Here is a 20,911-nt window from a genome sequence, read left to right on the forward strand (position 1 = left end):
ACACTCCCGCAGAACAAAAGCGGAAAGTGTAACCCATGTGTCCGGTACGAACTGTCACCTATGTCTCGGGTCGCTCACAGCTCATTTGATCTCCCCAAGCCAGGCGTTGTGACCGGCGCATTTGGTCACCATGAGCGCGCTGGTGCAGATGAATCCGGTAGAGCGCGGCCATTGCCTCACCGTCGGAGGATTCAGTATCGCACGGCAGTCTGAGTGATCGTGATCACATAAACTCGCGATTGGCTCCCCTAGTGTCCAGCTCACGCCAAACACGGGGAGATTTCATATGCGCAAGATCATTCTGGTGGCCGCTATGGTGCTGGTCTCTGCCTCTGCCCAGGCCGGAGGCCCGCGCAGCCTGTCGCTGTCCGCGGTGAGCGAGCCGGCTTCGGTTCAGCAAACGGCGCCGACGCTCGCTGCCGCGCCGACGCAGGTGAGCGAAGCAGCGCCAGCCGCCGAAGCTCCGAAATATCTCGATCGCCCGCCGGCGGTTTCGCTCACTGCGCCTGCGGCGACTCCCACACCGACGACCGCGACGACCTCAGCGCTCGCGACGACGACCCAACCCGCCGCGAAGACGACGGCCAAGGCGGACAAGTCGAAGCACAAGCGCAGCTGGACCGAAGGCCGCATCATCAGCGAGCTGCATCGCCACGGCATCTACTGGTAAGGTGCCTGCTCTCAAAAAGCATATGGCCGGGACAAGCCCGGCCATGACGCAAGAGATTTGGATCGGACTGGACGCGCTACTGCGAAACCGTCTGCACCACGCTCCCGATCGGACGTGCGCTCGAGGTCGGCACCTTCAGGTCCTTCAGCAATGCCTCGTCATATTCTGGCAGCGACTCGAGCGTCGTCTTGGCCTTCATCTGCACGACCTTGTAGCCGCCGGCCTTGAGCCGCGCGAGCAGTGCAGGCATGGCTTCGCCGGTATGCTTCTGGAAGTCGTGCATCAGGATGATGCCCTTGCCGAGCTTGTCGAGCCTGGTCATCACGGTCTCGATGATCTTCTCCGGCGTGGCGCCCTTCCTGAAGTCGAAGGAGTCGATGTCGGTCGAGAACATCGCGACGTTTCGGGTGCCGAAATAGCTCACGATCGCCGGATTGTGCTGCAGCTGCGGGAAGCGGAAGAACGGTGCCGGGTTGGTGCCGAGCGCGTATTTCACGGCGCTAACACCCTTCTCGACCTCGTCCTTGGCCATCTGCTCGGTCATCTTCTTGCCGTTCAGGTTGACGTGCGACCAGGTGTGAGTGCCGACCGTGTGGCCCTGCGCCAGCACCTGGCGAAGGATTTCCGGATGGTAGGTCGCATGCTTGCCGACCGAGAAGAACAGGCCCTTGGTGCATTCATCCGCGAGCGCCTTCAGCACGGCGGGCGTGTTGACCGGCCAGGGACCGTCGTCGAACGTCAGCACGACCTCCTTGTCGGTGAGGAAGTCGAACTGCTTGAAATGATCGAAGCCGAAGCCCGGACCGCCGGTGGTGTCGATCTCGACCACGCGGGAGACGCCGAGCGCGTTGGGATTGGCGCAGGTCGATTTCTGCTGAACCGGCATCGGCGCGGGTGCGGCGGCCGGGGCGGCTGCCGCCGGTTTGGCCGCAATCGCCGCCGTGGTCGTGACGTCGTCCTTGGCGGCGAGCTTCGCCTGTGCCGGCAATTGATCGGCGGCACGGGCGGCAATCGTCTTGGGAGCGGCCTGGTCGGCGCGCGAGGAATAATAAAACCAACCGCCGGCGGCAATCACGACCGCCGCAACTACACTGGCCAGCATCAGGCCCAACGCATTACGCATCGCCATTCTTTCCAATTACGCAACCAAACCGGCGGAATTTCCCGCTCGACGAGCCATTAATGCGAAGGAACAGTTAACGTGACACCAACACGACAGCGGATATGAAGGAATTTCAGCGAGGTGCGCCAACGTGACCATAGTCACAGAGGGTGGGCCTCCCGTGACCGTCATCACAGTGGAAACTGTTTTGCTGGAGCATGGTCGATCCCATCAACAACGGGCCCGCTTCCAGCGGTGCCAATGGGAGCTTCAAATGACCAACTCGCTGAACACCAAGTCTCTGAACACCAAGTCCTTGAGTAGCAAGATCCGCGACACCAGCCTGGCTCTGGGCTTTGCCGCCATCCTCTCGATCGCCTCGACCGGCTCCAGCTTCGCCTTCTCGTCCGAAGCCCAGCAGCAGTGCACCGGCGACGCTTTCCGCCTGTGCTCGTCGGAAATCCCGAACATCCCGAAGATCACGGCGTGCATGATGAAGCATCGTTCGGATCTGAGCGCCGGTTGCCGTGCGGTGATGGACAAGGACCTCGCCAAGGGCGGCGCGTCACGCAAGGTCGCTGACGCCCAGGACGCTCAGTAACAGTAACGATAGCGTCGTTGCGTCGGTTAGCTCCCCTCGCGATGTGCCCCGGCGTCAAGCCGGGGCCACGCGGCAGCGCAAGCCCGCCTGCCAATAAAGCCGTTGCGGCTTCGGGATCGTCGCTCTAGCTTCGCCCGCACATCTTCCGGGTAAGAGGCATTACGCGATGACCAGATTTCTTTTCATCATTCCATTGATCCTGTTTGCATCGGCTGCGTCCGCGCAGCAGCCCGGTCACGACGCCTGTGCGCGCGATGTGACGCGCTTCTGCCGCCCGGTGATGAACAATGGCGATCAGGCTGTGCTCGCCTGCCTCAAGCAAAACCGTACGCGGCTCACCAAAGGCTGCGAGAAGGTGCTGACGGATCACGGGCAGTAAGACGTCGCTACGGACTCGCGAAACCCTACGTGCTGCTTCCCGCCGCAGTGGCGACCACGGGCAGCACCTCACTTGCTGCCTGATCCGGCGTCTCCTCTTTCCAGCGCACCGAGCCGAACGGACGCTCGAGCATGCGGCGGATCCGCACCGGATCGGGGCCGATGTGGAAATCGATCGCCTCCTGATGCAGAGCGCGTTCGGACTGGGTCGAGCGGTTGCGCTGGCGTAGATAGTCGAGCCAGGTCGGACAGTGGTAACGCTCGGTCCACAATTCGGGATCGGCGATGTCGCGCGCGATCGACCAGCCGTAAGCACCGTTGCGCTGACGAGAGAGCTGCACGTCCTGCATCACGTTGTGAAAGGCGCGGGCGTTGTCTTGGGCGACGCGGTATTCGATCTCGACCACCAGCGGCCCGCTGCGTGCCGTGAGCGACAGTTTGACTTCCGGATCCGCTAGCAAATCGGCGTCTTCATTACGGGCGCCGACGCGCGGCATCGTGAGCCAGATCCCCAGCACCGGCGAGATCAGCATCAGGCCGGCAGCCGTCAGCAGCGCGACCTCGACGCCGGCATAGTCGGTGAGATGGCCCCAGCCCCAGGCGCCGACCGCGATGCCGCCCGAAATCGAGGCCTGGAACGCCGCGAGCGAGCGGCCGGCGACCCAGCGCGGCGCCGAGAGCTGCACGCCGATATTAAACAGTGCGACGGCGGCCATCCAGACCGCGCCGGCGAGCACCAGGGCAGCCGCGGTCAGCACCGGCTCGGTGCTCACGGCGAGCGCAGCCATCGCAAACGCCATCGAAATGGTGCAGGCGCGGATCGCGGCTTCGCCGCTCATGCGCTTACGCAATTCGTGGATGTTGAGCGCACCGACCACGGCGCCCATCCCGAAGGCGCCGAGCATGACGCCGTAGGTCTGCGCGCCGCCATGCAGCAGATCGCGCGCGACCAGCGGCATCAGTGCCATGATGGCACCGCCGATCAGGCCCATCACCAGCGTGCGCAACAGCACGATCTTGATCGGCGGCGAATTGGTGATGTAGCGGAAGCCCGACACCATGGCGCGGTTGAGCTTCTCCCGCGGCAGCCGCGAGGGCTCGGTGTTGCGCCGCCAGAGCAGCAGCACCACCAGCAACGGCAAATAGAGGATCGCGTTACACGCAAACGCCGCCACCGCACCGAGCGCGGCGACGATGACACCGCCGACCGCCGGACCGAAGCTGCGCGCGATGTTGTAGCTGATGCCGTTCAGCGCGACGGCCGACGGCAGGGCATCGGGCGGCACCTGCTCGCTGACCGAGGATTGCCAGGCCGGGCCGAACAGCGCGTTGCCGCTGCCGACCACGAAGCAGAACGCGAGCAGCGTTTCCGGAGAAATGTAGTTGAACCAGGCCAGGACCGTGAGCGCGGTCGCGCCAGTCAGCGCGATCATGAGCGCGATCAAGGTGACGACACGGCGGTCATACATGTCGGCGATGGCGCCGGCCGGCATCGAGATCAGCATGATCGGCAGCATCAGGGCGGTCTGCACCAGCGCCACCTTGTCCGCCGAAGCGGCCATCTGCGTCATCGCCCAGGCGGCGCCCACGCCCTGGATCAGCAGGCCAAGATTGGAGAGCAGGCTGGCGAGCCAGATGCGCCGGAACACGGTGTACCGCAGCGGCGCCATGATGCCGTCGGTCGCAATTTTCTGGCGGTTCGTCTGCTCGGTCATATCCCCTTCCAGATGGGCTGGCAGAAGTAGTCTTGAAGTCGTCTTGGAGTGGTCTTTGGGCGATTCCGGCAAGTTCAGTGATGCCTGCGAAAGTCCTTCGCTGTCCAGTGGTTAGGCCGGTATAAGCGGTGCACAGAGATGGTTTTGCGGGGGAGGAACAGATGAAGCTGTCACGACGAATGATCATGCTAGGGGCCGGCAGCTTGCCCTTCGCAATTGCGAGCTTGCGGACGGGCGCGTTGGCCCAGCCCTCACCTGCCGCGTCGGGCGAGGTGCCGCCGATCCTGTTCGTCCACGGCAATGGCGAATACGACGCGCTCTGGATGACGACCTTGTGGCGGATGGAATCCAACGGCATCGCGCGCGACCGCATGATGGCGATCAATTTCACCGATCCCAATGCACGAAGTGACGACAAGGTCGAGCAGGCGGGCCGCTCCTCTACCGAGGACCAGCGCCGCGAGCTCGCCGCCGCCATAGCCGAATTGAAGCGCAGCACCGGCGCGGCCCGCGTGGCGCTGGTTGGCAGCTCGCGCGGCGGCTATGCCATCCGCAACGTCATCAAGAACGGCGGCGCCAGCGATGTCAGCCATGCCGTGCTGTGCGGCACGCCCAATCACGGCGTGTTCGCGACCGACGACCAGCCCAACAGCGAGTTCAACGGCCGCGGCGCGTTCTTGCGCGGCCTGAACGAGGGCGAGAGCGAGGTGACGCCGGATGTCGCCTTCCTCACCTTGCGCAGCGACGGTATGGACAAATACGCGCAGGCCGATGGCCGTTTCATCGGCAAGCCCGGTACGCCGACCGGCGTCAACGTCGAAGGTCCGGAGTTGAAGGGGGCGGCCAACCTCGTGCTCGGCGCGCTCGATCATCGCGAGGTGGCGTTCCACCTCCGGGCCTTCCGCGAGATCTACAAATTCATCGCCGCCCGCGAGCCCGCGCGAATCGCGATTGTCCCGGAGCAGAGCGTGAAGCTGAGTGGGCTTGTTACCGGCGCGCCCGGCGGCGTGTCGACCAACCGGCCGATGGCCGGCGCAACCGTCGACGTGTTTCGGGTCGATCCTGAAACCGGTGAGCGCAAGGGCAACGCCGTCCACAGTGCGAAGACCGGTGCCGACGGCCGCTGGGGACCGGCGCAGGTCGAGCCTTCCTGGTCGCTCGAATTCGTCGTCGCATCGCCGGATGCGCCGACGACGCATATCTACCGCTCACCCTTCCCGCGCTCGTCGGACGTCGTGCATCTGCGCGCCGCGCGTCCGCTCGGGCCCGCGGACAAGGACGCCGGGGCTGTGGTGATCATGTCGCGTCCGCGCGGCTATTTCGGCCTGCCGCGGGATGTGGTGCTGCTCGACGGCAAGGAGCCGGCGGACGTCAAATCGGGTGTGCCCACAGATTCGACAGCAACACTGCGCCTTCCGGCCGGCGAGGTGGGGCGTAACATCGTGGCCCAATTTGGCGAAGAACGAATTGTGGCACGCGCCTGGCCTGCCTCCGAGAACAGGATTGCGATTGCCGAGCTGACTTACTAGCTAATTGCCTGCGTCACCTCTGCGGGAGCGAGCCATGAACATCGCCAGCGTGCGTCGGCCCATCGTCCCTCCGACCCCGCCGCGTGCGCCCGACGACATGTCGTTCCTCGGCCGGCTAGCCGTGATCAAGCGGAACATGATCGCGACCTGGGGCCAGCGCGCCTACGAGGAAGACGTCATCGAGGGCCGCTTCTTCTTCCGCAACAGTTTCATCCTGAACCAGCCGGATGCGATCCGGCATGTCCTGCTCAGCAATTACGAGAATTATTCGCGTACCCCGGCGGGCATCCGCATGCTTCGTCCCGTGCTCGGCGACGGTCTTCTGATTGCGGAGGGCCATTCGTGGACGTTTCAGCGCCGCACTCTCGCGCCGGCGTTCACGCCGCGTGCGACGGCAAATCTCGTTCCGCACATGACGGCGGTGCTCGACGAGACCATCGCGAAGCTGGACGGGCGAACGAGCGAGCCGATCGATCTGCGCGAGATCATGCAGCGCATGACGCTGGAGATCGCCGGACGCACCATGTTCTCGTTCGGCATGGACCGGCATGGTCCGACCTTGCGCAACTTCGTCATGGAGTATGGAGCCCGACTCGGGCGGCCGTACTTGCTCGACATGGTGCTGCCGCTGTCCTGGCCGAGCCCCATGGATTTTGCCCGCGCCCGTTTCCGCAAGCGCTGGACTGAATTCGTCGCGATGCTGATCGCCGAGCGGCGGGAGATGGGCAAGAAAGCGGGCGCGCCGCCGCGCGATCTTTTCGATCTCATGGACGAGGCGCGGGACCCCGAAACCGGCAAAGGCTTTTCGGACGAGCAACTCGTCGACGAAGTCGCAACCATGATCCTCGCGGGTCACGAGACCACGGCGACCGCGCTGTTCTGGGCGCTCTATCTGCTCGCCCTCGATCCCGATACGCAGGAGGAGGTCGCCTCCGAGACCCGCGGCGAGCACCTCGACAGCATGGTCGATATCGATCGCCAGAAGTTCACCCGCGCCGCGATCGAGGAGACCATGCGGCTTTATCCGCCGGCCTTCCTGATCGCCCGGGCCGCGCGCGAGAAGGACAACGCGGCCGGCGTCGCCATCGGCAAGGGCGACATCATCATGATCGCGCCGTGGCTGCTGCACCGGCACGAGAAGCTGTGGGATCAGCCGAACGCGTTCATTCCAAAACGCTTCATGTCGACGGAAGCACCCGATCGGTTTGCCTATCTGCCCTTTGGCGCGGGTCCGCGCGTCTGCATCGGCGCACCATTCGCGCAAGCCGAATCCGTGCTGGCGCTGGCCCGGCTGATCGGTGCGTTCCGTGTCGAGCTTGCCGATACCAGCCCTGTCATTCCGCTCGGCGTCGTCACGACCCAGCCGGACCGTTCGCCGCTGTTCCGCATCACGCGTCGGTGACAGGCGTTCGCCTGGCGGACGGCGTGATCCACACCAGATAGAGTTGCGCCATGAGCGATATCCAGGCCCAGTTTTCCGTTCTGAAGCAGACCGCCGATGCGAAAGTGGTCGACGCGATCGCGCGCCTCATCGAGGACGGCGAAGATCACGAGCTCAACCGCGTCAATGTCCTCGATTTCGCGAAGCAGCACGGTCTCGATGAAGAGCACGCGATCTCGGCATTCCTGCATTCGGCGCGGCTCGGCCTGTTCGATCTGGGTTGGAATGTGCTGTGCCCGGGCTGCGGCGGCGTGTTGGGTGCGCACTCGACCCTGAAGGCGCTCAAGCCCGATGATTATCATTGTGCGCTGTGCGCCTGCGGCTACAAGGCCTCCGTCGATGATCAGGTCGAAGTCTCCTTCACCGTCAATTCACGTGTCCGGCGCATTGCGGCGCATGATCCTGATACGCTTCCGGTGTGGGAGTACTTCAAGCAGGTGTTCTGGAGTTCCGGCGTCGACTTCAACAAGGAATCGTTCGCGACGCTCGCCAACGAGGTGACGCTGGATACGATGGAGCTGCCGGCCGGCGAGAAGGCGACCATGTCGCTGCAACTGCCGAACGATTTCATCATCATCTTCGAACCGGTGACTCACGCGGCCCATTTCATCGACGTGCAGGGCGAGCCGACCAAGGACCGTCAGCAGCTCGCCATCATGTACAACAGGGTGCAGGCGCCGACGGGAACCACGACCATGCGGCCGGGCCCGCTGCGGCTGTCGCTGGAGAACCAGGCCGGCGTACGCGTGCTGCCGTCGGTCTTCATCGCGGCCGAGGCACTCCATCACCTCATCGGCAAGCGCAAGCCGTTCCTGACCGCCAAGCGGATGCTGTCGAACCAGACGTTTCGCGACGTGTTCAAGGCGGACAATCTCAGTCTCGACCAGCGGCTCCAGATCACCTCGCTGACCTTCCTGTTCACCGATCTGAAGGGATCGACCGCACTCTATGAGCGCGTCGGCGATCTCGCCGCCTTCGACCTCGTGCGCGCGCATTTCCATGCACTGCTCGAGATCATCTCGTCGGAGAAAGGCGCGGTGGTGAAGACCATTGGCGACGCCGTGATGGCGACCTTCGTCCGTCCCGAGCATGCGATCGCGGCGGGTTTGCGGATGCGCGCGGCGATGGACGAGCTCAACAAAAAGCGCGGCACCGCCGATCTCATCGTCAAGATCGGCATCCACGAGGGTCCGTGCCTCGCGGTGATGCTGAACGAGCGGCAGGATTATTTCGGCCAGACCGTCAACATCGCCGCCCGCGTGCAGAGCCTCTCGACCGCGCAGGAGATCCACATCACCGGCCCGGTGCTCGATGCACCGGCAGTCGCCGAAGTCCTCAAGCAGCGCGAAATCAGGCCGATCCAGAAGCAGGCCGCCCTGCGCGGCATCGCCGACAAGATGGTGGTGTACGAGATACCGTGAGGTGTTGCCCCCCACATCGTCCTGGCGAAGGCCAGGACCCATACCGCGGAATCTATCGATTGCGGATGGTCGGCGTACCGGACCACAACCAGTCTTCGCCAAACTACACCCTGGGGTAATGGGTCCTGGCCCTTCGCCAGGACGACGTCGGAGAGACGATTTAGCCGCCCTCCCGAAACCAACGCTCCCAGATTGCCGAAACGTAATGCGGCGCGCGGAACTGACGCACGTTGCGCCGGTTGGGTTTCCTGCTCATATAATGCTGGTAGCAGTCGCGCTCCGCGGCTTCATCGATTTCGGTAGGACCTTATGCTCGACGGCCTGCGCCAATTCATCGCCGACATTGTTGCTCCCCATGCCCAGGACCGCGCATTCGGTGACAGTGATTACCGGCTGGCGGCGACCGCGCTGCTCGTTCACGTGATCTCGCTGGACGGCCAGCCGACTGCTGCCGAGCAGCGCAAGTTGCACAGTTTGATCGAAAGCCACTTCGGGCTCGATCGCGGCACCGCGGATCGCCTGATCGCGGATGCGACGGAGGTCGAGGGCGAGGCGGTCGACCTCTATCACTTCACCAGCATCATGATGCGCTCGCTCGACGAAGAGGGCCGCAAGCGCGTCGTCCAGATGATGTGGGAGCTGGTCTACGCCGACGGCCAGGTTACCGAGTTCGAGGATAATGTGGTCTGGCGCGCTTCCGACCTGCTCGGGATTTCGCAACGCGACCGGGTCGACCTGAAGCACGCGGTCGCAGATCGTGCCGGCGGCCAGGTCAAGGACGACGCGGTCGGTGGGTGATCCGTGCCAACACCGCCAATTGACGGTTGTGCAGGTCACATGACGAAACTTTAATGTAGCCTCGGGCTGTCCGGGTTCCGGATTTCTCCTGTAAATCCGTGGTTTGCCTGCTTCCCCCGTTTCCCGCTCAAGTGGCTATGCGGCGGCGCCGCTTGCCTGTCGCGCTCGGCCTATGCTCTCGTTCCAGCATTCCGGGGCCAAAAACTTCAATTCAAGAGATCTCGATCGTGACTGAGCGGGTAACGTTGATCACCGGTGCCTCGGCGGGCATCGGCACGGAGCTGGCGCGTGTGTTCGCCGCGAACGGACACCGTCTTGCGCTGACGGCGCGACGCGCGGACCGGCTCGAGGCGCTCGCGAACGAGCTCGCCGCCAACGGCGGCAAGAAGCCGATCGTGATCGCCTGCGATCTCCAGGACGCGGATGCCGGCGAGAAGATCGCCGCCGCACTCGCTGCCGAAGGCGTCGAGCTCGACAATCTCGTCAACAATGCCGGCTTTGGCGTATTCGGTGACGCAGTTGAGCGCGACCGCGTCGAGCAGGTCGGCATCGTGGACGTCAATGTCCGGGCTCTGACGGATCTGTCGCTGCGCTTTGCCGATCAGCTGATCAGGAACAAGGGCGGTCTTCTCAACGTCGGGTCGGTCGCCGGCTTTCTGCCCGGCCCCGGCATGGCCGTCTATTACGCGTCCAAGGCTTATGTCATTTCCTTCACCGAGGCCTTGCGGGCGGAGCTTGCACCGCGCGGCGTTCGCGTCACCGTCCTTTGCCCGGGCCCGGTGCCCACCGAATTCCAGGCCCGCGCCCGCGTTGGCTCCGGACATGATACGGCCCTTCTCAATGTTCCTGCCGCCGAGGTCGCACGGCAGGCCTATCGCGGCCTGATGGCCAACAAGCGGGCAGTGCTCCCCGGTCTGGGCATCAAGATCGTGCCATTCGCGCTGCGCTTCTTCCCGCGCGGCTTCATTCTGTCTGCCACCAGCTGGTTTCAGAGGCAAAGACACTAAAGCGAGCTCTCGGTCGGTCGTGGCCCGGAGCTTGCTTTCTATCGGGTGGGTGTGTGCGCAAACTCACACGAAATTAACGATCGCTTAGTTATGCTGGCGGTCTGAACCGATAGCACTCGCAGAGACCATGTCGTTCCGGACGAACAGGTTTGGTGGCGCAGAAGTGGTGCCCTTCCCCAGAAGGACGCCGGACGTCGCCGCCTCCGAAACCCGGTTGCCGGTTCTGATCATCCTGCATCAGGAATCCTCAACGCCTGGCCGCGTCGGTAATGCGCTGCGCGCGCTCGGCCATCGTCTCGACATCCGCCGTCCCCGGTTCGGCGATCCGCTGCCCGAGACCCTCGACCAGCATGCCGGCGCTGTGGTCTTCGGCGGTCCCATGAGCGCGAACGATCCCGACGACTACATCCGCCGCGAGATCGACTGGATCGAAATTCCGCTCCGCGAACAGCGGCCGTTCCTCGGCATCTGCCTCGGCGCGCAGATGCTGGCGAAGCAGTTGGGGGCCCGCGTCGCGCCGCATGCCGACGCGCTGACCCAGATCGGCTACTATCCGATTCGCCCGACAGCAGCGGGACACGGGCTCTGCCCGAATTGGCCGGCGCGGGTCTATCATTGGCATCGCGAAGGCTTCGAGTTGCCGGTTGGCGCTGAACTGCTTGCCGAAGGCGATGATTTTCCGGTGCAGGCATTCCGCACCGGCAACGCTTTCGGCGTGCAGTTCCATCCCGACGTGACCTACGCGATGATGCATCGCTGGACCACCCGGGGCTATGACGGTCTCAGCGCGCCCGGCGCGCGACAGCGGCATCATCATTTCGCGGACCGTGCGATCTACGATGCCGCGGAACGCGCTTGGCTCGATCATTTCGTCGACGGCTGGCTGACGCGCCGGCCGTTGCTGGCGCAGGCGGCCGAGTGATCGCGCCTTAGCACAAGCTCTTCTCATCCCCTTGTATGGTAGGCTCGTTGCCAACGTGCGCGCGCGTAACTGCGCCGGCAAACAAAGGGAGAGCGCCATGGGCTACGAACACATTCTCTATGAGGTCAGCGACAAGGTCGCGACCATCACGCTCAACCGTCCCGACCGCATGAATGCGTGGACGCCCATCATGGAGCGCGACGTGCGCCATGCGATGGAAGCATCGAGCGCCGATGACAACGTCCGCGTCATCGTCATCACCGGCGCGGGCCGCGCTTTCTGCGCCGGTGCCGACATGGACGCGCTGAAGGGGCTCGACCCCGATGATGTCAGGCGCGCGTCGAACCTGCCGCCCTTCGACATGAACCGGCGGCCCGACTGGCAGACGCGCTATGGCTTCTACCCGTCGATCGGAAAGCCTGTCATCGCCATGCTCAACGGCGCAACCGCCGGCATCGGCCTCGTCCACGCGCTCTATTGCGACCTGCGCTTTGCCGCCGACAACACCGTGTTCACCACCGCCTTCGCGCGGCGCGGCCTGATCGCCGAGCACGGCATCAGCTGGATGCTGCCGCGAATCGTCGGCCACGCCAATGCGATGGATCTGTTGCTCTCGGCACGCCGTGTTTCGAGTGACGAGGCGCTGCGGATCGGGCTGGTGAACCGGCTCTGCTCGCCCGAGAAGCTGCGCGAGGAGACTTACGCCTATGCGCGCGACCTCGCCGATTTCGTCTCGCCGAGCGCGATGGCCGTGATCAAGCGGCAGCTCTACGAGGTGCCGTTCCAGACGCTGGCGGAGGCGACGATCGAAGCCAATCGGGACATGATGGTAGCGCTGAACGGCAGCGATTTCCGGGAGGGAGTCGCGAGCTTCATGGAGAAGCGGCCGCCGAGGTTTACGGGGAAGTAGGAGGGATTCGTCGGCAGTCCGTCTTCGCCCTGCGGGCTACGCCGCGGCAGCCTTCGCTCGTTTCGCTACGAGGGACTGTCCGGGCTTGCCGAGCCGTAGCTCGCGAAGCGAGCGAAGGCTGGTGGAGCCAGGCGGGATCGAACCGCCGACCTCGTCATTGCGAACGACGCGCTCTCCCAGCTGAGCTATGGCCCCTTTTGTAGGCCGCTCTGGTCAATGCGGCCGACAACCGGGCGCCATTTAAGTCCCCGCCAAGGTCAAGTCAAGGACGGCTGTAACCCGGTTTTAGCCATCCCGGCACCGACTTCCCTTGTTTGGACCGGGGGGAACCGATATCTAGCAAAAGACGTCAATCCCGACCGAAGCCAGAGTTTTTAAAAGCCATGCGTGCCGTTCTCGACATCGTCATCATCGTGCTCGACCTCTACGTCTGGCTGCTGATCGCGTCCGCGATCCTGTCCTGGCTGATCGCCTTCAACGTCGTGAACACCCGCAACCAGTTCGTGTCGGCAGTGGCGGAGTTCCTGTACCGGATCACGGAGCCGGTCCTGGCGCCGATTCGCAATTTCCTGCCCAGCCTCGGCGGCCTCGACATCTCGCCGATCATCCTGATCCTGCTCATCATGTTCATCGAGCGGGTGATCCTGTATTACATCTACCCGAACGTGATCTAAGCAGGCTGGAGCGCCCTGGGTTGCCAAAGAACCTTGTCATCAAGGAACCTTGGCGTTACGGGGCCGCAGGTATCAGCATCGCGCTGCGGGTGACGCCGCGCGGCGGCCGCGACGATATCGACGGGATCGAGCAGCTCTCCGATGGCCGCAGCGTGCTCAAGGTGCGTGTGCGCGCTATCGCGGATGGCGGCGAGGCCAATAAGGCCGTTCTGGTGCTGCTGGCGAAATCGCTGGGCGTGCCGAAGGCCAGCGTCAAACTCCTGTCGGGAGCGACCTCGCGGCTGAAGCAGATCGCGGTCGACGGCGATCCGGCGCGGCTCGGCGAAGCGCTGCGCCTGCTCGCATCAGCCAAATCGACGGACTGAGGGAACTGACATGACCGCCAAGATCATCGACGGAAAAGTCATCGCCGCGGAACTTCGCGCCCGCGTCGCCGACGAGGTCGCACGCGTCAAGCGCGAGCACAATCTGGTACCGGGCCTTGCGGTCGTTCTGGTCGGAAGCGACCCGGCCAGCGAGGTCTATGTGCGCTCGAAACACACCCAGACCCAGGCCGCCGGTATGGCCTCGTTCGAGCACAAGCTGCCGGCCGACGTCTCGCAAGCAGATCTCCTGGCGCTCGTCGCAAAACTTAACCGCGATCCCGCCGTGCACGGTATTCTGGTGCAATTGCCGCTGCCCAAGGGCCTCAACACCGAGGCCGTCGTCAATGCCATTGATCCCGCTAAGGATGTCGATGGGCTGCATCCGAACAACGCCGGCCGCCTCGCCGGCGGCTTCGAGGCGCTGTCGCCCTGCACGCCGCTCGGCTGCATCATTTTGACCAAGAGCGTGCATGCCTCGCTCGAAGGCATGAACGCCATCGTCATCGGCCGCTCCAACCTCGTCGGCCGCCCGCTGGTGCAGCTGTTGCTGAACGAGAACGCCACGGTGACCATCGCGCATTCGCGCTCGCGTGACCTGCCCGGGCTCGTGAGGCGCGCAGACCTCGTCTACGCCGCGGTCGGAAAGTCCGAGATGGTGCGCGGCGACTGGCTGAAGCCGGGGGCGACCGTGATCGACGTCGGCATCAACCGGATCCCGAAGGACGACGGCAAAACGCGTCTCGTTGGCGATGTTGCCTATCAGGAAGCGCTCGCCGTGGCTGGCGCCATCACGCCGGTGCCGGGCGGCGTCGGTCAGATGACGGTCGCGTGCCTGCTCGTGAACACCTTGCGCGCGGCCTGCGCGATCGCAGGGCTGCCGAAGTCGGCGGTGTAGGTTTTCTTCACCTCGCCCCGCTTGCGGGGAGAGGTCGATTACGAAGCGATCCCTCTCCCCGTAAGAACGGGGCGAGGGAGCACACCATCGCTCGACGCGGTAGCTTTACCCGTTCTTCTTCTTCTCGCGATCGATGCCTTCGAGGATCAGCTTGTGCGCATCCTCTGGGCCGCCCCAGCGCAGGATCTTCACCCACTTGCCGGGTTCGAGATCCTTGTAGTGTTCGAAGAAGTGCTGGATCTGCTGGAGCGTGATATCCGGCAGGTCGGAATACGACTTCACCTTGTCATAGCGCTGGGTGAGCTTGGACGAGGGCACCGCCAAAATCTTCTCGTCGCCGCCGGCCTCATCTTCCATGAACAGCACGCCGACCGGACGCACGCTCATGACCGCGCCGGGGATGATGGCGCGGGTGTTGATGATGAGGACGTCGCAGGGATCGCCGTCATCGGACAGCGTGTGCGGGATGAAGCCGTAGTTACCGGGGTAACGCATCGGGGTGTAGAGGAAACGATCGACCACCAGCGTGCCGGCTTCCTTGTCCATCTCGTATTTGATCGGTTCGCCGCCCACGGGGACTTCGATGATGACGTTGACGTCGTGGGGTACGTTTTTCCCGATCGAGACCGCATCGATACGCATTCAAGGCTCCGTTGTTGCCAAGGTTAAATCGCACCCGGCAGCGATTTTGGCGCTGTCATACGCGGGCTTGGCCCGCTGATCCATCGCGTTTTTGTGAAATAATGAATCCAGCGATCACCGGCTCAAACGGCAACGGTATCGACGGAAGGGAAACGCTGCCGAGCGGACTTCAGCAGCTCAATTGGTCCAAGCGAAGGCAACCTTGTCGAGCGACTTCGGCCCGAAACGCTCCGAGGAGCGCGCCACCATGCGGCCGCCCAGGGCACGGTAGAACTCGGTGGCCGGATCGTTGTCCGAGAGCGCCCACACCACCATGCTCTTCAGGCCGCTCTGCATCAGGTCGCGGCGGGCCGCGGTGAATAGGCGGCGACCAAAGCCCAGGCCCTGGAATTCGGGACGCAGATAGAGCTCGTAGACCTCGCCGTCGAAATGCAGGCTGCGGGCGCGGTTGCGGCCGTAATTGGCGTAGCCTGCGATCTTGTCGCCGAACACCAGCACGCTGACGCGGCTGCCCTTGCGGATCGCACTGTCCCACCATTGCGGACCGCGGCGGTTGATCAGCTTCTCCAGTTCGGCGCCGGGAATGATGCCCTGATAGGCGGAGCGCCAGGCTTCGTCATGGGTGGACGCCACCGCAGTTGCATCTGCGGCTTTGGCCGGCCGGACCTCGATCAGGGTTGTGCTCATGGACGTGATCAAACCAAGTCGCCGCGCCGGCGGCAAGACCTATCGTTAATTATCGGTTAACGTGTGGACTTTCTGCATCAGTATTTGAACCATGTTGTACCGAAAAAAGACAAGACGCCGATTCGAATGGCACCGGGGTGCTCTGCGCCGGTGCAAAACCGCTTTGCGGCAACGAATGGACGGCAATGGCAACGCAGAAAGTCTGCCGATATTGATTCGTTCCTACTAGTGTGACCGTCGCAGTTCTCGCCTCCGGCAATTCATGCGGCTCCTCAATATCCTCGTGCTTCTGCCTTTGTTGGCCTTGCTGACTGCGTCGCCTGTGTGCGCTCAGGTCACTTTTGGTTCGTCCGGAGCGGAGGGCGATCCGTTTCGCCGGCAGCAATGGCGCGTGCCATCGCCGGATACCGACATCGCCGCTCATGCCCTGCTGTTTCGCCCGCCGGGTGCCGGCCCGTTCCGGCTTGCGGTGATCGCGCACGCATCGACGCAAAATGCCTTGCGACGCGCGCAAATGCCCCAGCCGGAATACCGCGCACTCACGGCATTCCTCATCGCGCGCGGCTTCGCCGTGCTGGTGCCGGAACGGCTCGGCCATGGCGTAACAGGCGGCCGCTATGTCGAGGACCAGGGTGGCTGCGACGAGGCGGACTATGTGCGCTCGGGCCGTTTAACGGCCGACGAAATCGCGCTCGCGCTGGAGGATTTGCGAAAGCAGGATTTCATCCGCAAGGACGCCGCGATCGTGATCGGCCATTCCGCCGGTGGCTGGGGCGCTCTGGCGCTCGCGAATGCCGATCCGAAGACGACCTCCGCCATCATCGTCCTTGCGCCGGGCCGCGGTGGCCATGCCAATGACGAGCCGAACCGGATCTGCGCGCCGCATACGCTTCTCGCGGCGGCGGCGGAATTCGGCAAGGCCGCGCGCATCCCCGTCACGTGGCTCGTTGCCGCCAATGACAGCTACTTTGCACCGTCATTTTCGCTTGCGTTGGTCGACGCGTTTCGGCGCAGCGGCGGCAAGGTCGAGTTCCGTGCGCTGCCGGGCGTGGGCAGCGAAGGGCACTGGATGATCGAGAGCGAGGCCGGCGTCAAATCCGCGAGTGCCGAACTCGATCGCGCTCTGAAGCCGGCGGCTGGCAAAAAGCCATGACGCTGCATTTCCTGATATTGGATAATCGCTGATGCCCAAATGGCCTGACGATGACGTCATCCTGTTCGATGGGGTCTGCATTTTCTGCTCGCGCTGGGTCCGCTTCGTCGCCAAACGTGACACGGCGAAGCGATTTCGCTTCACGCCGATCCAGTCTGACTATGGCGCCCGGCTCGCGCGCACGTTCGGCATCGATCCCGCTGATCCCGACACCAACGCCGTGGTTCACGGCGGCGAGGTGTTCATGAAGTCGGACGCCGCGCTGACGGTGCTGTCGCAGCTCCCCGGCTGGGGTTGGGTGCGCGCGTTGTTCGCCGTGCCGAAAGCGTTGCGCGACCCGGTCTACAGCCTCATTGCGCGCAACCGCTACCGCATCTTTGGCAAGTACGACGCGTGCTTCGTGCCTGATGCCGATTTGCGAGCACGGGTGATTGAGTAATTCGTCATCGCGAGCGTAGCGAAGCAATCCAGACTCCGGCTGCGGAAAGATTCTGATTGCTTCGCCGCGCTCGCAATGACAGCGTGTGTGGCTACGGTTTGCCCAGGACCCCCAGCGCTTCCTGTGCCGCCCGTTCGCCGCTGTCCCTTGCCCCGTGCGCCGTCGAGAAAAAATTCGGCGACGTCGCTTCTCCTGCAAAGAACAGCCGCCCATCCACAGGTGCCGCCAGCACGGCGCGGTCACCGGCGTGGCCCGGCAGCGCGTGCGAGTAGGAGCCTCTCGCGAAGGGGTCGTGGGCCCAGCGCGACTCGTAGAGCGGCTTCAGCTTTCGCCTGATATCGTTGCCGAGAAGGCCTGCGATCTCGTCGATGCCCTGCGCGGCAATCGCGCCTTCGCCGGCGTCTTCCAGTCCGCGTGCAAAGCTGCCGCCGAAAAAGCCTTCGATGCAGGGCTGGCCGAATGGGCGGATATGATAGGTGCCCATGTCGGTGCGCATTGTGGCGCCGCGCAAATTGCCTTCCTTCGGGAAGGCCTCGGCATCGTCGAGCGCAAGCGTCACCTTGTCGTCGACACCGAGCGGCAGGCCGGCTGCGGCGTCGACCTTGGCGCGCAAGGCAGGGAAGAAGCGGATGGCTTCGTCGGCGATCAGATTGGTCGGCACGGTGACGATCACCTTGCCCGCGATCAGCGTGCCCCGGGAGGTTTCGACGCGGATGCGTTGGCCGGAATGATCGATCACCGTGACGTTGCAGTTCAGCGCCACCGGGCAGGGCGCGCCATAGGCCGCGATCAGAGCACCATAGCCGCGGCGGACCCGCCAGTTGAGGTCGCTGTCCTCATAGGCGTCCCAGTCCAGTGTGGACATGTCCTTCAGTTCGCAGCCGTTGATATAAGTCGAGATCGCGTCGATCATGGGATTCCAGCGATTGCCAGGCTCCAGGCTCAGGCTGGCCGGCTCGTCCTTGCCTTTCTGCGCGGCCTGCCAGAGCCGCTCGTAGAATGCGTCCATCGCGCGCATGAACTCGTCGCGCTGGCTCTGCGGAAACGCGTTGCCATAGGCGCGCTCGCGCCAGGGCGGCAGGTCCTTGTTGACCTCGAAACCGAGCTGTTTCGCAATCGCGACAAAGGAGTTGTTGTCCGCCGAATGCAGCCAGCCGCAGCCGACGTCGAAGGTGACTTCGGGCGAGGCCTGCACCGTCCAGGCCCGCCCGCCGAGCCGGTCGCGCGCCTCCAGCACGATTGTCGAGAGGCCGGATCCTGCCAGCGCATGCGCCGCGCCGAGGCCGGCGGCGCCCGCACCGATGATCGCGACGTCAACGGAGGAGGGAAGGGAGCTCATGGGCGGGCTCTAGCACGTTCGCAAAGAGTGCTGAAGCCGGGCGGACACACAGCTCACGTGTCCCGGACGCGGTGCGGCGTGTAACGCCGCTCCGCAGAGCCGGGACCCAAGGTGATGTGGAGGTTGTGAGAGTAACTGGGCCCCGGCTCAGCAGCGCATCACTGCGTGCTGCGCTGCGTCCGGGGCACGAGGGCGGTAGCTTAAGCCACCGCTTCCTTGGATTTTTCCGCGCGCTTGCGCTCGTTCGGGTCGAGGTGCCGCTTACGCAGGCGGATCGACTTCGGCGTGATCTCGACCAACTCGTCGTCCTCGATATAGGCCAGCGCCTTTTCCAGGGTCATGCGGATCGGCGGGGTCAGGCGCACCGCTTCATCCTTCGACGTGGTTCGGATGTTGGTGAGCTGCTTGCCCTTGAGCACGTTGATCTCGAGGTCGTTGTCGCGGGTATGCTCGCCGACGATCATGCCCTTGTAGACCTTCCAGCCCGGCTCGATCATCATCGGGCCGCGATCTTCCAGCTTGAACATGGCGTAAGCCACCGCTTCGCCCTGGTCGTTGGAGATCAGCACGCCATTGCGGCGGCCCTGGATCTCGCCCTTGTACGGCGCGTAGCCATGGAACAAACGGTTCATGATCGCGGTGCCGCGGGTATCGGTGAGCAGTTCGCCCTGGTAGCCGATCAGGCCGCGCGTCGGCGCGTAGAACACCAGCCGCAGGCGGTTGCCGCCGGACGGCTTCATCTCGATCAGCTCGGACTTGCGCTCGCTCATCTTCTGCACGACGACGCCGGAATGCTCTTCATCGACGTCGATGACGACTTCCTCGATCGGCTCCAGCGTGGCGCCGGTGGCCTCGTCTTTCTGCAGCACGACGCGCGGACGCGACACCGAAAGCTCGAAGCCCTCGCGGCGCATGGTCTCGATCAGGATCGCGAGCTGCAATTCACCGCGGCCCGAGACTTCCATCGCGTCCTTGTCCGAGGCTTCGACGACCCGCAGCGCGACGTTTCCTTCGGACTCGCGCAGCAGGCGGTCGCGGATCATGCGGCTGGTCACCTTGTCGCCTTCGGTGCCCGCGAGCGGCGAGTTGTTGACGATGAAGGACATCGAGACGGTCGGCGGATCGATCGGCTGCGCCACCAGCGGGGTGTCGACCGACGGATCGCAGAAGGTATCGGCGACTGTGCCCTTGGTCAGGCCGGCGATCGCGACGATGTCGCCTGCCTCGGCTTCGTCGAGAGGAGTGCGCTCAATGCCGCGGAAGGCGAGGATCTTGGTGATGCGGCCGGTCTCGATGGTCTTGCCGTCGGCGCCCAGCACCTTCACGGCCTGGTTCGGCTTGATCGAGCCTGAGGAGATACGGCCGGTGATGATGCGGCCGAGATAGGGGTTGGCCTCCAGAATGGTGCCGATCATGCGGAACGGGCCTTCCTCGACGGTCGGCGGCGCGACATGACGCACGATCAGGTCGAACAGCGGCTGCATGCCGGCTTCGTGCGACCCGTCCGGGCTCTCGGCCATCCAGCCTTGCTTGGCCGACCCGTAGAGGATCGGGAAGTCGAGCTGCTCCTCGCTGGCGTCGAGCGCCGCGAACAGATCGAACACCTCGTTGATGACTTCGGTCGCCCGCGCGTCGGGACGGTCAACCTTGTTGATCACGACGATCGGCTTCAAACCGACCTTGAGCGCCTTGGAGACCACGAATTTGGTCTGCGGCAGCGGGCCCTCGGCGGCGTCGACCAGCACCAGCGCGCCGTCCACCATGTTGAGAATGCGCTCGACCTCGCCGCCGAAATCGGCGTGGCCGGGGGTGTCGACGATGTTGATGCGGGTGTCCTTCCACTGCACCGAGGCCGCCTTGGCCAGGATGGTGATGCCGCGCTCGCGCTCCAGATCGTTGGAGTCCATGGCGCGCTCGGTCACCTTCTGGTTCTCGCGATAGGTGCCGGATTGCTGGAGGAGGCGGTCGACCAGAGTCGTCTTGCCGTGGTCGACGTGGGCGATGATGGCGATGTTGCGAAGGTTCATGAGTGAGCTTCTTTGCGGTCGGACAATGGGTTAAGCGCGATCTCGCCGGTCAGACCGGGACCTCTTCTCGAAACAACGCTTGAAGACTGGAAACGGGGCGCTTTCCGCCCAAAAGGGAAAGCCCGGCATATCGACCGGGCACCCTACGCGTTGCGGCGCAATATAGGCAAAAACGGCCAAAAAACAATGTGTTCTT

21 protein-coding genes and 1 tRNA gene are annotated in these 20,911 nt (G+C 64.0%); 15 read left to right on the top strand and 7 right to left on the bottom strand.

The features are described 5' to 3' along the window. Positions 1-286: 286 nt before the first annotated feature. The gene (locus AC0L3K_RS35030; RefSeq protein WP_219681862.1) at positions 287-670 is read left to right on the top strand and encodes a hypothetical protein; all 384 of its coding nucleotides are present in this window, start codon (positions 287-289) and stop codon (positions 668-670) included. A 76-nt stretch (positions 671-746) separates the two neighbouring features. On the opposite strand, the gene AC0L3K_RS35035 is transcribed toward AC0L3K_RS35030, so the two are convergent. After that, positions 747-1,793, bottom strand: coding sequence for a polysaccharide deacetylase family protein (locus AC0L3K_RS35035; protein ID WP_007598702.1), 1,047 nt, complete (start codon positions 1,791-1,793; stop codon positions 747-749). A 253-nt stretch (positions 1,794-2,046) separates the two neighbouring features. Here AC0L3K_RS35035 and AC0L3K_RS35040 point away from each other — a divergent pair, with 253 nt between their 5' ends. Further along, positions 2,047-2,373, top strand: coding sequence for a hypothetical protein (locus AC0L3K_RS35040; RefSeq protein ID WP_007598705.1), 327 nt, complete (start codon positions 2,047-2,049; stop codon positions 2,371-2,373). Positions 2,374-2,539: 166 nt separating this feature from the next. Next, positions 2,540-2,752 carry a hypothetical protein gene (locus AC0L3K_RS35045; RefSeq protein WP_219681861.1) on the top strand — a complete coding sequence of 71 codons (213 nt, stop codon included), beginning with the start codon at positions 2,540-2,542 and terminating at the stop codon, positions 2,750-2,752. A gap of 25 nt (positions 2,753-2,777) precedes the next feature. Here AC0L3K_RS35045 and AC0L3K_RS35050 read toward each other — a convergent pair whose 3' ends face one another. After that, the gene (locus AC0L3K_RS35050; protein WP_354172355.1) at positions 2,778-4,466 is read right to left on the bottom strand and encodes an MFS transporter; all 1,689 of its coding nucleotides are present in this window, start codon (positions 4,464-4,466) and stop codon (positions 2,778-2,780) included. Between the two features lie 161 nt (positions 4,467-4,627). Here AC0L3K_RS35050 and AC0L3K_RS35055 point away from each other — a divergent pair, with 161 nt between their 5' ends. The 7 genes from AC0L3K_RS35055 (at position 4,628) to AC0L3K_RS35085 (ending at position 12,494) form a co-directional block, all read left to right on the top strand. After that, positions 4,628-5,995 carry a hydrolase gene (locus AC0L3K_RS35055; RefSeq protein ID WP_354201554.1) on the top strand — a complete coding sequence of 456 codons (1,368 nt, stop codon included), beginning with the start codon at positions 4,628-4,630 and terminating at the stop codon, positions 5,993-5,995. Positions 5,996-6,029: 34 nt separating this feature from the next. After that, complete coding sequence (locus AC0L3K_RS35060; RefSeq protein WP_354201553.1) at positions 6,030-7,397, top strand: cytochrome P450; 1,368 nt, start codon at positions 6,030-6,032, stop codon at positions 7,395-7,397. A 50-nt stretch (positions 7,398-7,447) separates the two neighbouring features. Further along, positions 7,448-8,857, top strand: a complete 1,410-nt coding sequence (locus tag AC0L3K_RS35065) for an adenylate/guanylate cyclase domain-containing protein (RefSeq protein ID WP_247474935.1) — start codon at positions 7,448-7,450, stop codon at positions 8,855-8,857. Positions 8,858-9,166: 309 nt separating this feature from the next. Further along, a complete protein-coding gene (locus AC0L3K_RS35070; RefSeq protein ID WP_473367738.1) occupies positions 9,167-9,655 on the top strand; it encodes a tellurite resistance TerB family protein in 489 nt (162 codons plus the stop codon). Positions 9,656-9,882: 227 nt separating this feature from the next. Next, positions 9,883-10,662, top strand: a complete 780-nt coding sequence (locus tag AC0L3K_RS35075; protein ID WP_007598712.1) for an SDR family NAD(P)-dependent oxidoreductase — start codon at positions 9,883-9,885, stop codon at positions 10,660-10,662. A gap of 127 nt (positions 10,663-10,789) precedes the next feature. Beyond that, positions 10,790-11,584: a glutamine amidotransferase gene (locus AC0L3K_RS35080; protein ID WP_007598714.1), complete on the top strand. Its 795-nt coding sequence runs from the start codon at positions 10,790-10,792 to the stop codon at positions 11,582-11,584. Between the two features lie 97 nt (positions 11,585-11,681). Then, positions 11,682-12,494 carry an enoyl-CoA hydratase gene (locus AC0L3K_RS35085; RefSeq protein WP_007598716.1) on the top strand — a complete coding sequence of 271 codons (813 nt, stop codon included), beginning with the start codon at positions 11,682-11,684 and terminating at the stop codon, positions 12,492-12,494. A 119-nt stretch (positions 12,495-12,613) separates the two neighbouring features. Here AC0L3K_RS35085 and AC0L3K_RS35090 read toward each other — a convergent pair. Next, a tRNA-Ala gene (locus AC0L3K_RS35090) sits at positions 12,614-12,689 on the bottom strand. A gap of 188 nt (positions 12,690-12,877) precedes the next feature. On the opposite strand from AC0L3K_RS35090, the gene AC0L3K_RS35095 reads away from it, so the two are divergent. Genes AC0L3K_RS35095 through folD form a run of 3 tightly spaced genes read left to right on the top strand, consistent with a single transcriptional unit; the run spans position 12,878 to position 14,428 of the window. Next, entirely contained in the window at positions 12,878-13,168 is a 291-nt protein-coding gene (locus AC0L3K_RS35095) for a YggT family protein (protein ID WP_007598721.1), read from the top strand. Between the two features lie 20 nt (positions 13,169-13,188). After that, a complete protein-coding gene (locus AC0L3K_RS35100) occupies positions 13,189-13,533 on the top strand; it encodes a DUF167 domain-containing protein (RefSeq protein WP_007598722.1) in 345 nt (114 codons plus the stop codon). A gap of 10 nt (positions 13,534-13,543) precedes the next feature. Beyond that, positions 13,544-14,428, top strand: a complete 885-nt coding sequence (gene folD, locus AC0L3K_RS35105) for a bifunctional methylenetetrahydrofolate dehydrogenase/methenyltetrahydrofolate cyclohydrolase FolD (RefSeq protein WP_354201551.1) — start codon at positions 13,544-13,546, stop codon at positions 14,426-14,428. Positions 14,429-14,533: 105 nt separating this feature from the next. Here folD and ppa read toward each other — a convergent pair whose 3' ends face one another. Next, positions 14,534-15,070 carry an inorganic diphosphatase gene (gene ppa, locus AC0L3K_RS35110; protein WP_211394934.1) on the bottom strand — a complete coding sequence of 179 codons (537 nt, stop codon included), beginning with the start codon at positions 15,068-15,070 and terminating at the stop codon, positions 14,534-14,536. Positions 15,071-15,247: 177 nt separating this feature from the next. Continuing rightward, positions 15,248-15,757, bottom strand: coding sequence for a GNAT family N-acetyltransferase (locus tag AC0L3K_RS35115; protein WP_007598725.1), 510 nt, complete (start codon positions 15,755-15,757; stop codon positions 15,248-15,250). A gap of 262 nt (positions 15,758-16,019) precedes the next feature. On the opposite strand from AC0L3K_RS35115, the gene AC0L3K_RS35120 reads away from it, so the two are divergent. Further along, positions 16,020-16,910, top strand: coding sequence for an alpha/beta hydrolase family protein (locus tag AC0L3K_RS35120; protein WP_473367739.1), 891 nt, complete (start codon positions 16,020-16,022; stop codon positions 16,908-16,910). 31 nt (positions 16,911-16,941) lie between these two features. After that, positions 16,942-17,349, top strand: coding sequence for a thiol-disulfide oxidoreductase DCC family protein (locus AC0L3K_RS35125; protein WP_354201550.1), 408 nt, complete (start codon positions 16,942-16,944; stop codon positions 17,347-17,349). A gap of 91 nt (positions 17,350-17,440) precedes the next feature. Here the strand turns inward: AC0L3K_RS35125 and AC0L3K_RS35130 are convergent, their stop codons facing one another. Both AC0L3K_RS35130 and typA read right to left on the bottom strand, forming a co-directional pair. Then, the gene (locus tag AC0L3K_RS35130) at positions 17,441-18,688 is read right to left on the bottom strand and encodes a flavin monoamine oxidase family protein (RefSeq protein WP_354201549.1); all 1,248 of its coding nucleotides are present in this window, start codon (positions 18,686-18,688) and stop codon (positions 17,441-17,443) included. A gap of 200 nt (positions 18,689-18,888) precedes the next feature. Then, the gene (gene typA, locus AC0L3K_RS35135) at positions 18,889-20,715 is read right to left on the bottom strand and encodes a translational GTPase TypA (RefSeq protein ID WP_007598731.1); all 1,827 of its coding nucleotides are present in this window, start codon (positions 20,713-20,715) and stop codon (positions 18,889-18,891) included. Between the last annotated feature and the right edge of the window lie 196 nt (positions 20,716-20,911).

This window comes from Bradyrhizobium sp. MI1.10 (genome assembly GCF_055811035.1).

Bases quoted from the DNA above. Each gene is read 5' to 3' on its own strand.
- AC0L3K_RS35030 (WP_219681862.1), top strand. From the start codon at position 287: ATGCGCAAGATCATTCTGGTGGCCGCTATGGTGCTGGTCTCTGCCTCT.
- AC0L3K_RS35035 (WP_007598702.1), bottom strand. From the start codon at position 1,793: ATGCGTAATGCGTTGGGCCTGATGCTGGCCAGTGTAGTTGCGGCGGTC.
- AC0L3K_RS35040 (WP_007598705.1), top strand. From the start codon at position 2,047: ATGACCAACTCGCTGAACACCAAGTCTCTGAACACCAAGTCCTTGAGT.
- AC0L3K_RS35045 (WP_219681861.1), top strand. From the start codon at position 2,540: ATGACCAGATTTCTTTTCATCATTCCATTGATCCTGTTTGCATCGGCT.
- AC0L3K_RS35050 (WP_354172355.1), bottom strand. From the start codon at position 4,466: ATGACCGAGCAGACGAACCGCCAGAAAATTGCGACCGACGGCATCATG.
- AC0L3K_RS35055 (WP_354201554.1), top strand. From the start codon at position 4,628: ATGAAGCTGTCACGACGAATGATCATGCTAGGGGCCGGCAGCTTGCCC.
- AC0L3K_RS35060 (WP_354201553.1), top strand. From the start codon at position 6,030: ATGAACATCGCCAGCGTGCGTCGGCCCATCGTCCCTCCGACCCCGCCG.
- AC0L3K_RS35065 (WP_247474935.1), top strand. From the start codon at position 7,448: ATGAGCGATATCCAGGCCCAGTTTTCCGTTCTGAAGCAGACCGCCGAT.
- AC0L3K_RS35070 (WP_473367738.1), top strand. From the start codon at position 9,167: ATGCTCGACGGCCTGCGCCAATTCATCGCCGACATTGTTGCTCCCCAT.
- AC0L3K_RS35080 (WP_007598714.1), top strand. From the start codon at position 10,790: ATGTCGTTCCGGACGAACAGGTTTGGTGGCGCAGAAGTGGTGCCCTTC.
- AC0L3K_RS35085 (WP_007598716.1), top strand. From the start codon at position 11,682: ATGGGCTACGAACACATTCTCTATGAGGTCAGCGACAAGGTCGCGACC.
- AC0L3K_RS35095 (WP_007598721.1), top strand. From the start codon at position 12,878: ATGCGTGCCGTTCTCGACATCGTCATCATCGTGCTCGACCTCTACGTC.
- folD (WP_354201551.1), top strand. From the start codon at position 13,544: ATGACCGCCAAGATCATCGACGGAAAAGTCATCGCCGCGGAACTTCGC.
- ppa (WP_211394934.1), bottom strand. From the start codon at position 15,070: ATGCGTATCGATGCGGTCTCGATCGGGAAAAACGTACCCCACGACGTC.
- AC0L3K_RS35115 (WP_007598725.1), bottom strand. From the start codon at position 15,757: ATGAGCACAACCCTGATCGAGGTCCGGCCGGCCAAAGCCGCAGATGCA.
- AC0L3K_RS35120 (WP_473367739.1), top strand. From the start codon at position 16,020: ATGCGGCTCCTCAATATCCTCGTGCTTCTGCCTTTGTTGGCCTTGCTG.
- AC0L3K_RS35125 (WP_354201550.1), top strand. From the start codon at position 16,942: ATGCCCAAATGGCCTGACGATGACGTCATCCTGTTCGATGGGGTCTGC.
- AC0L3K_RS35130 (WP_354201549.1), bottom strand. From the start codon at position 18,688: ATGAGCTCCCTTCCCTCCTCCGTTGACGTCGCGATCATCGGTGCGGGC.
- typA (WP_007598731.1), bottom strand. From the start codon at position 20,715: ATGAACCTTCGCAACATCGCCATCATCGCCCACGTCGACCACGGCAAG.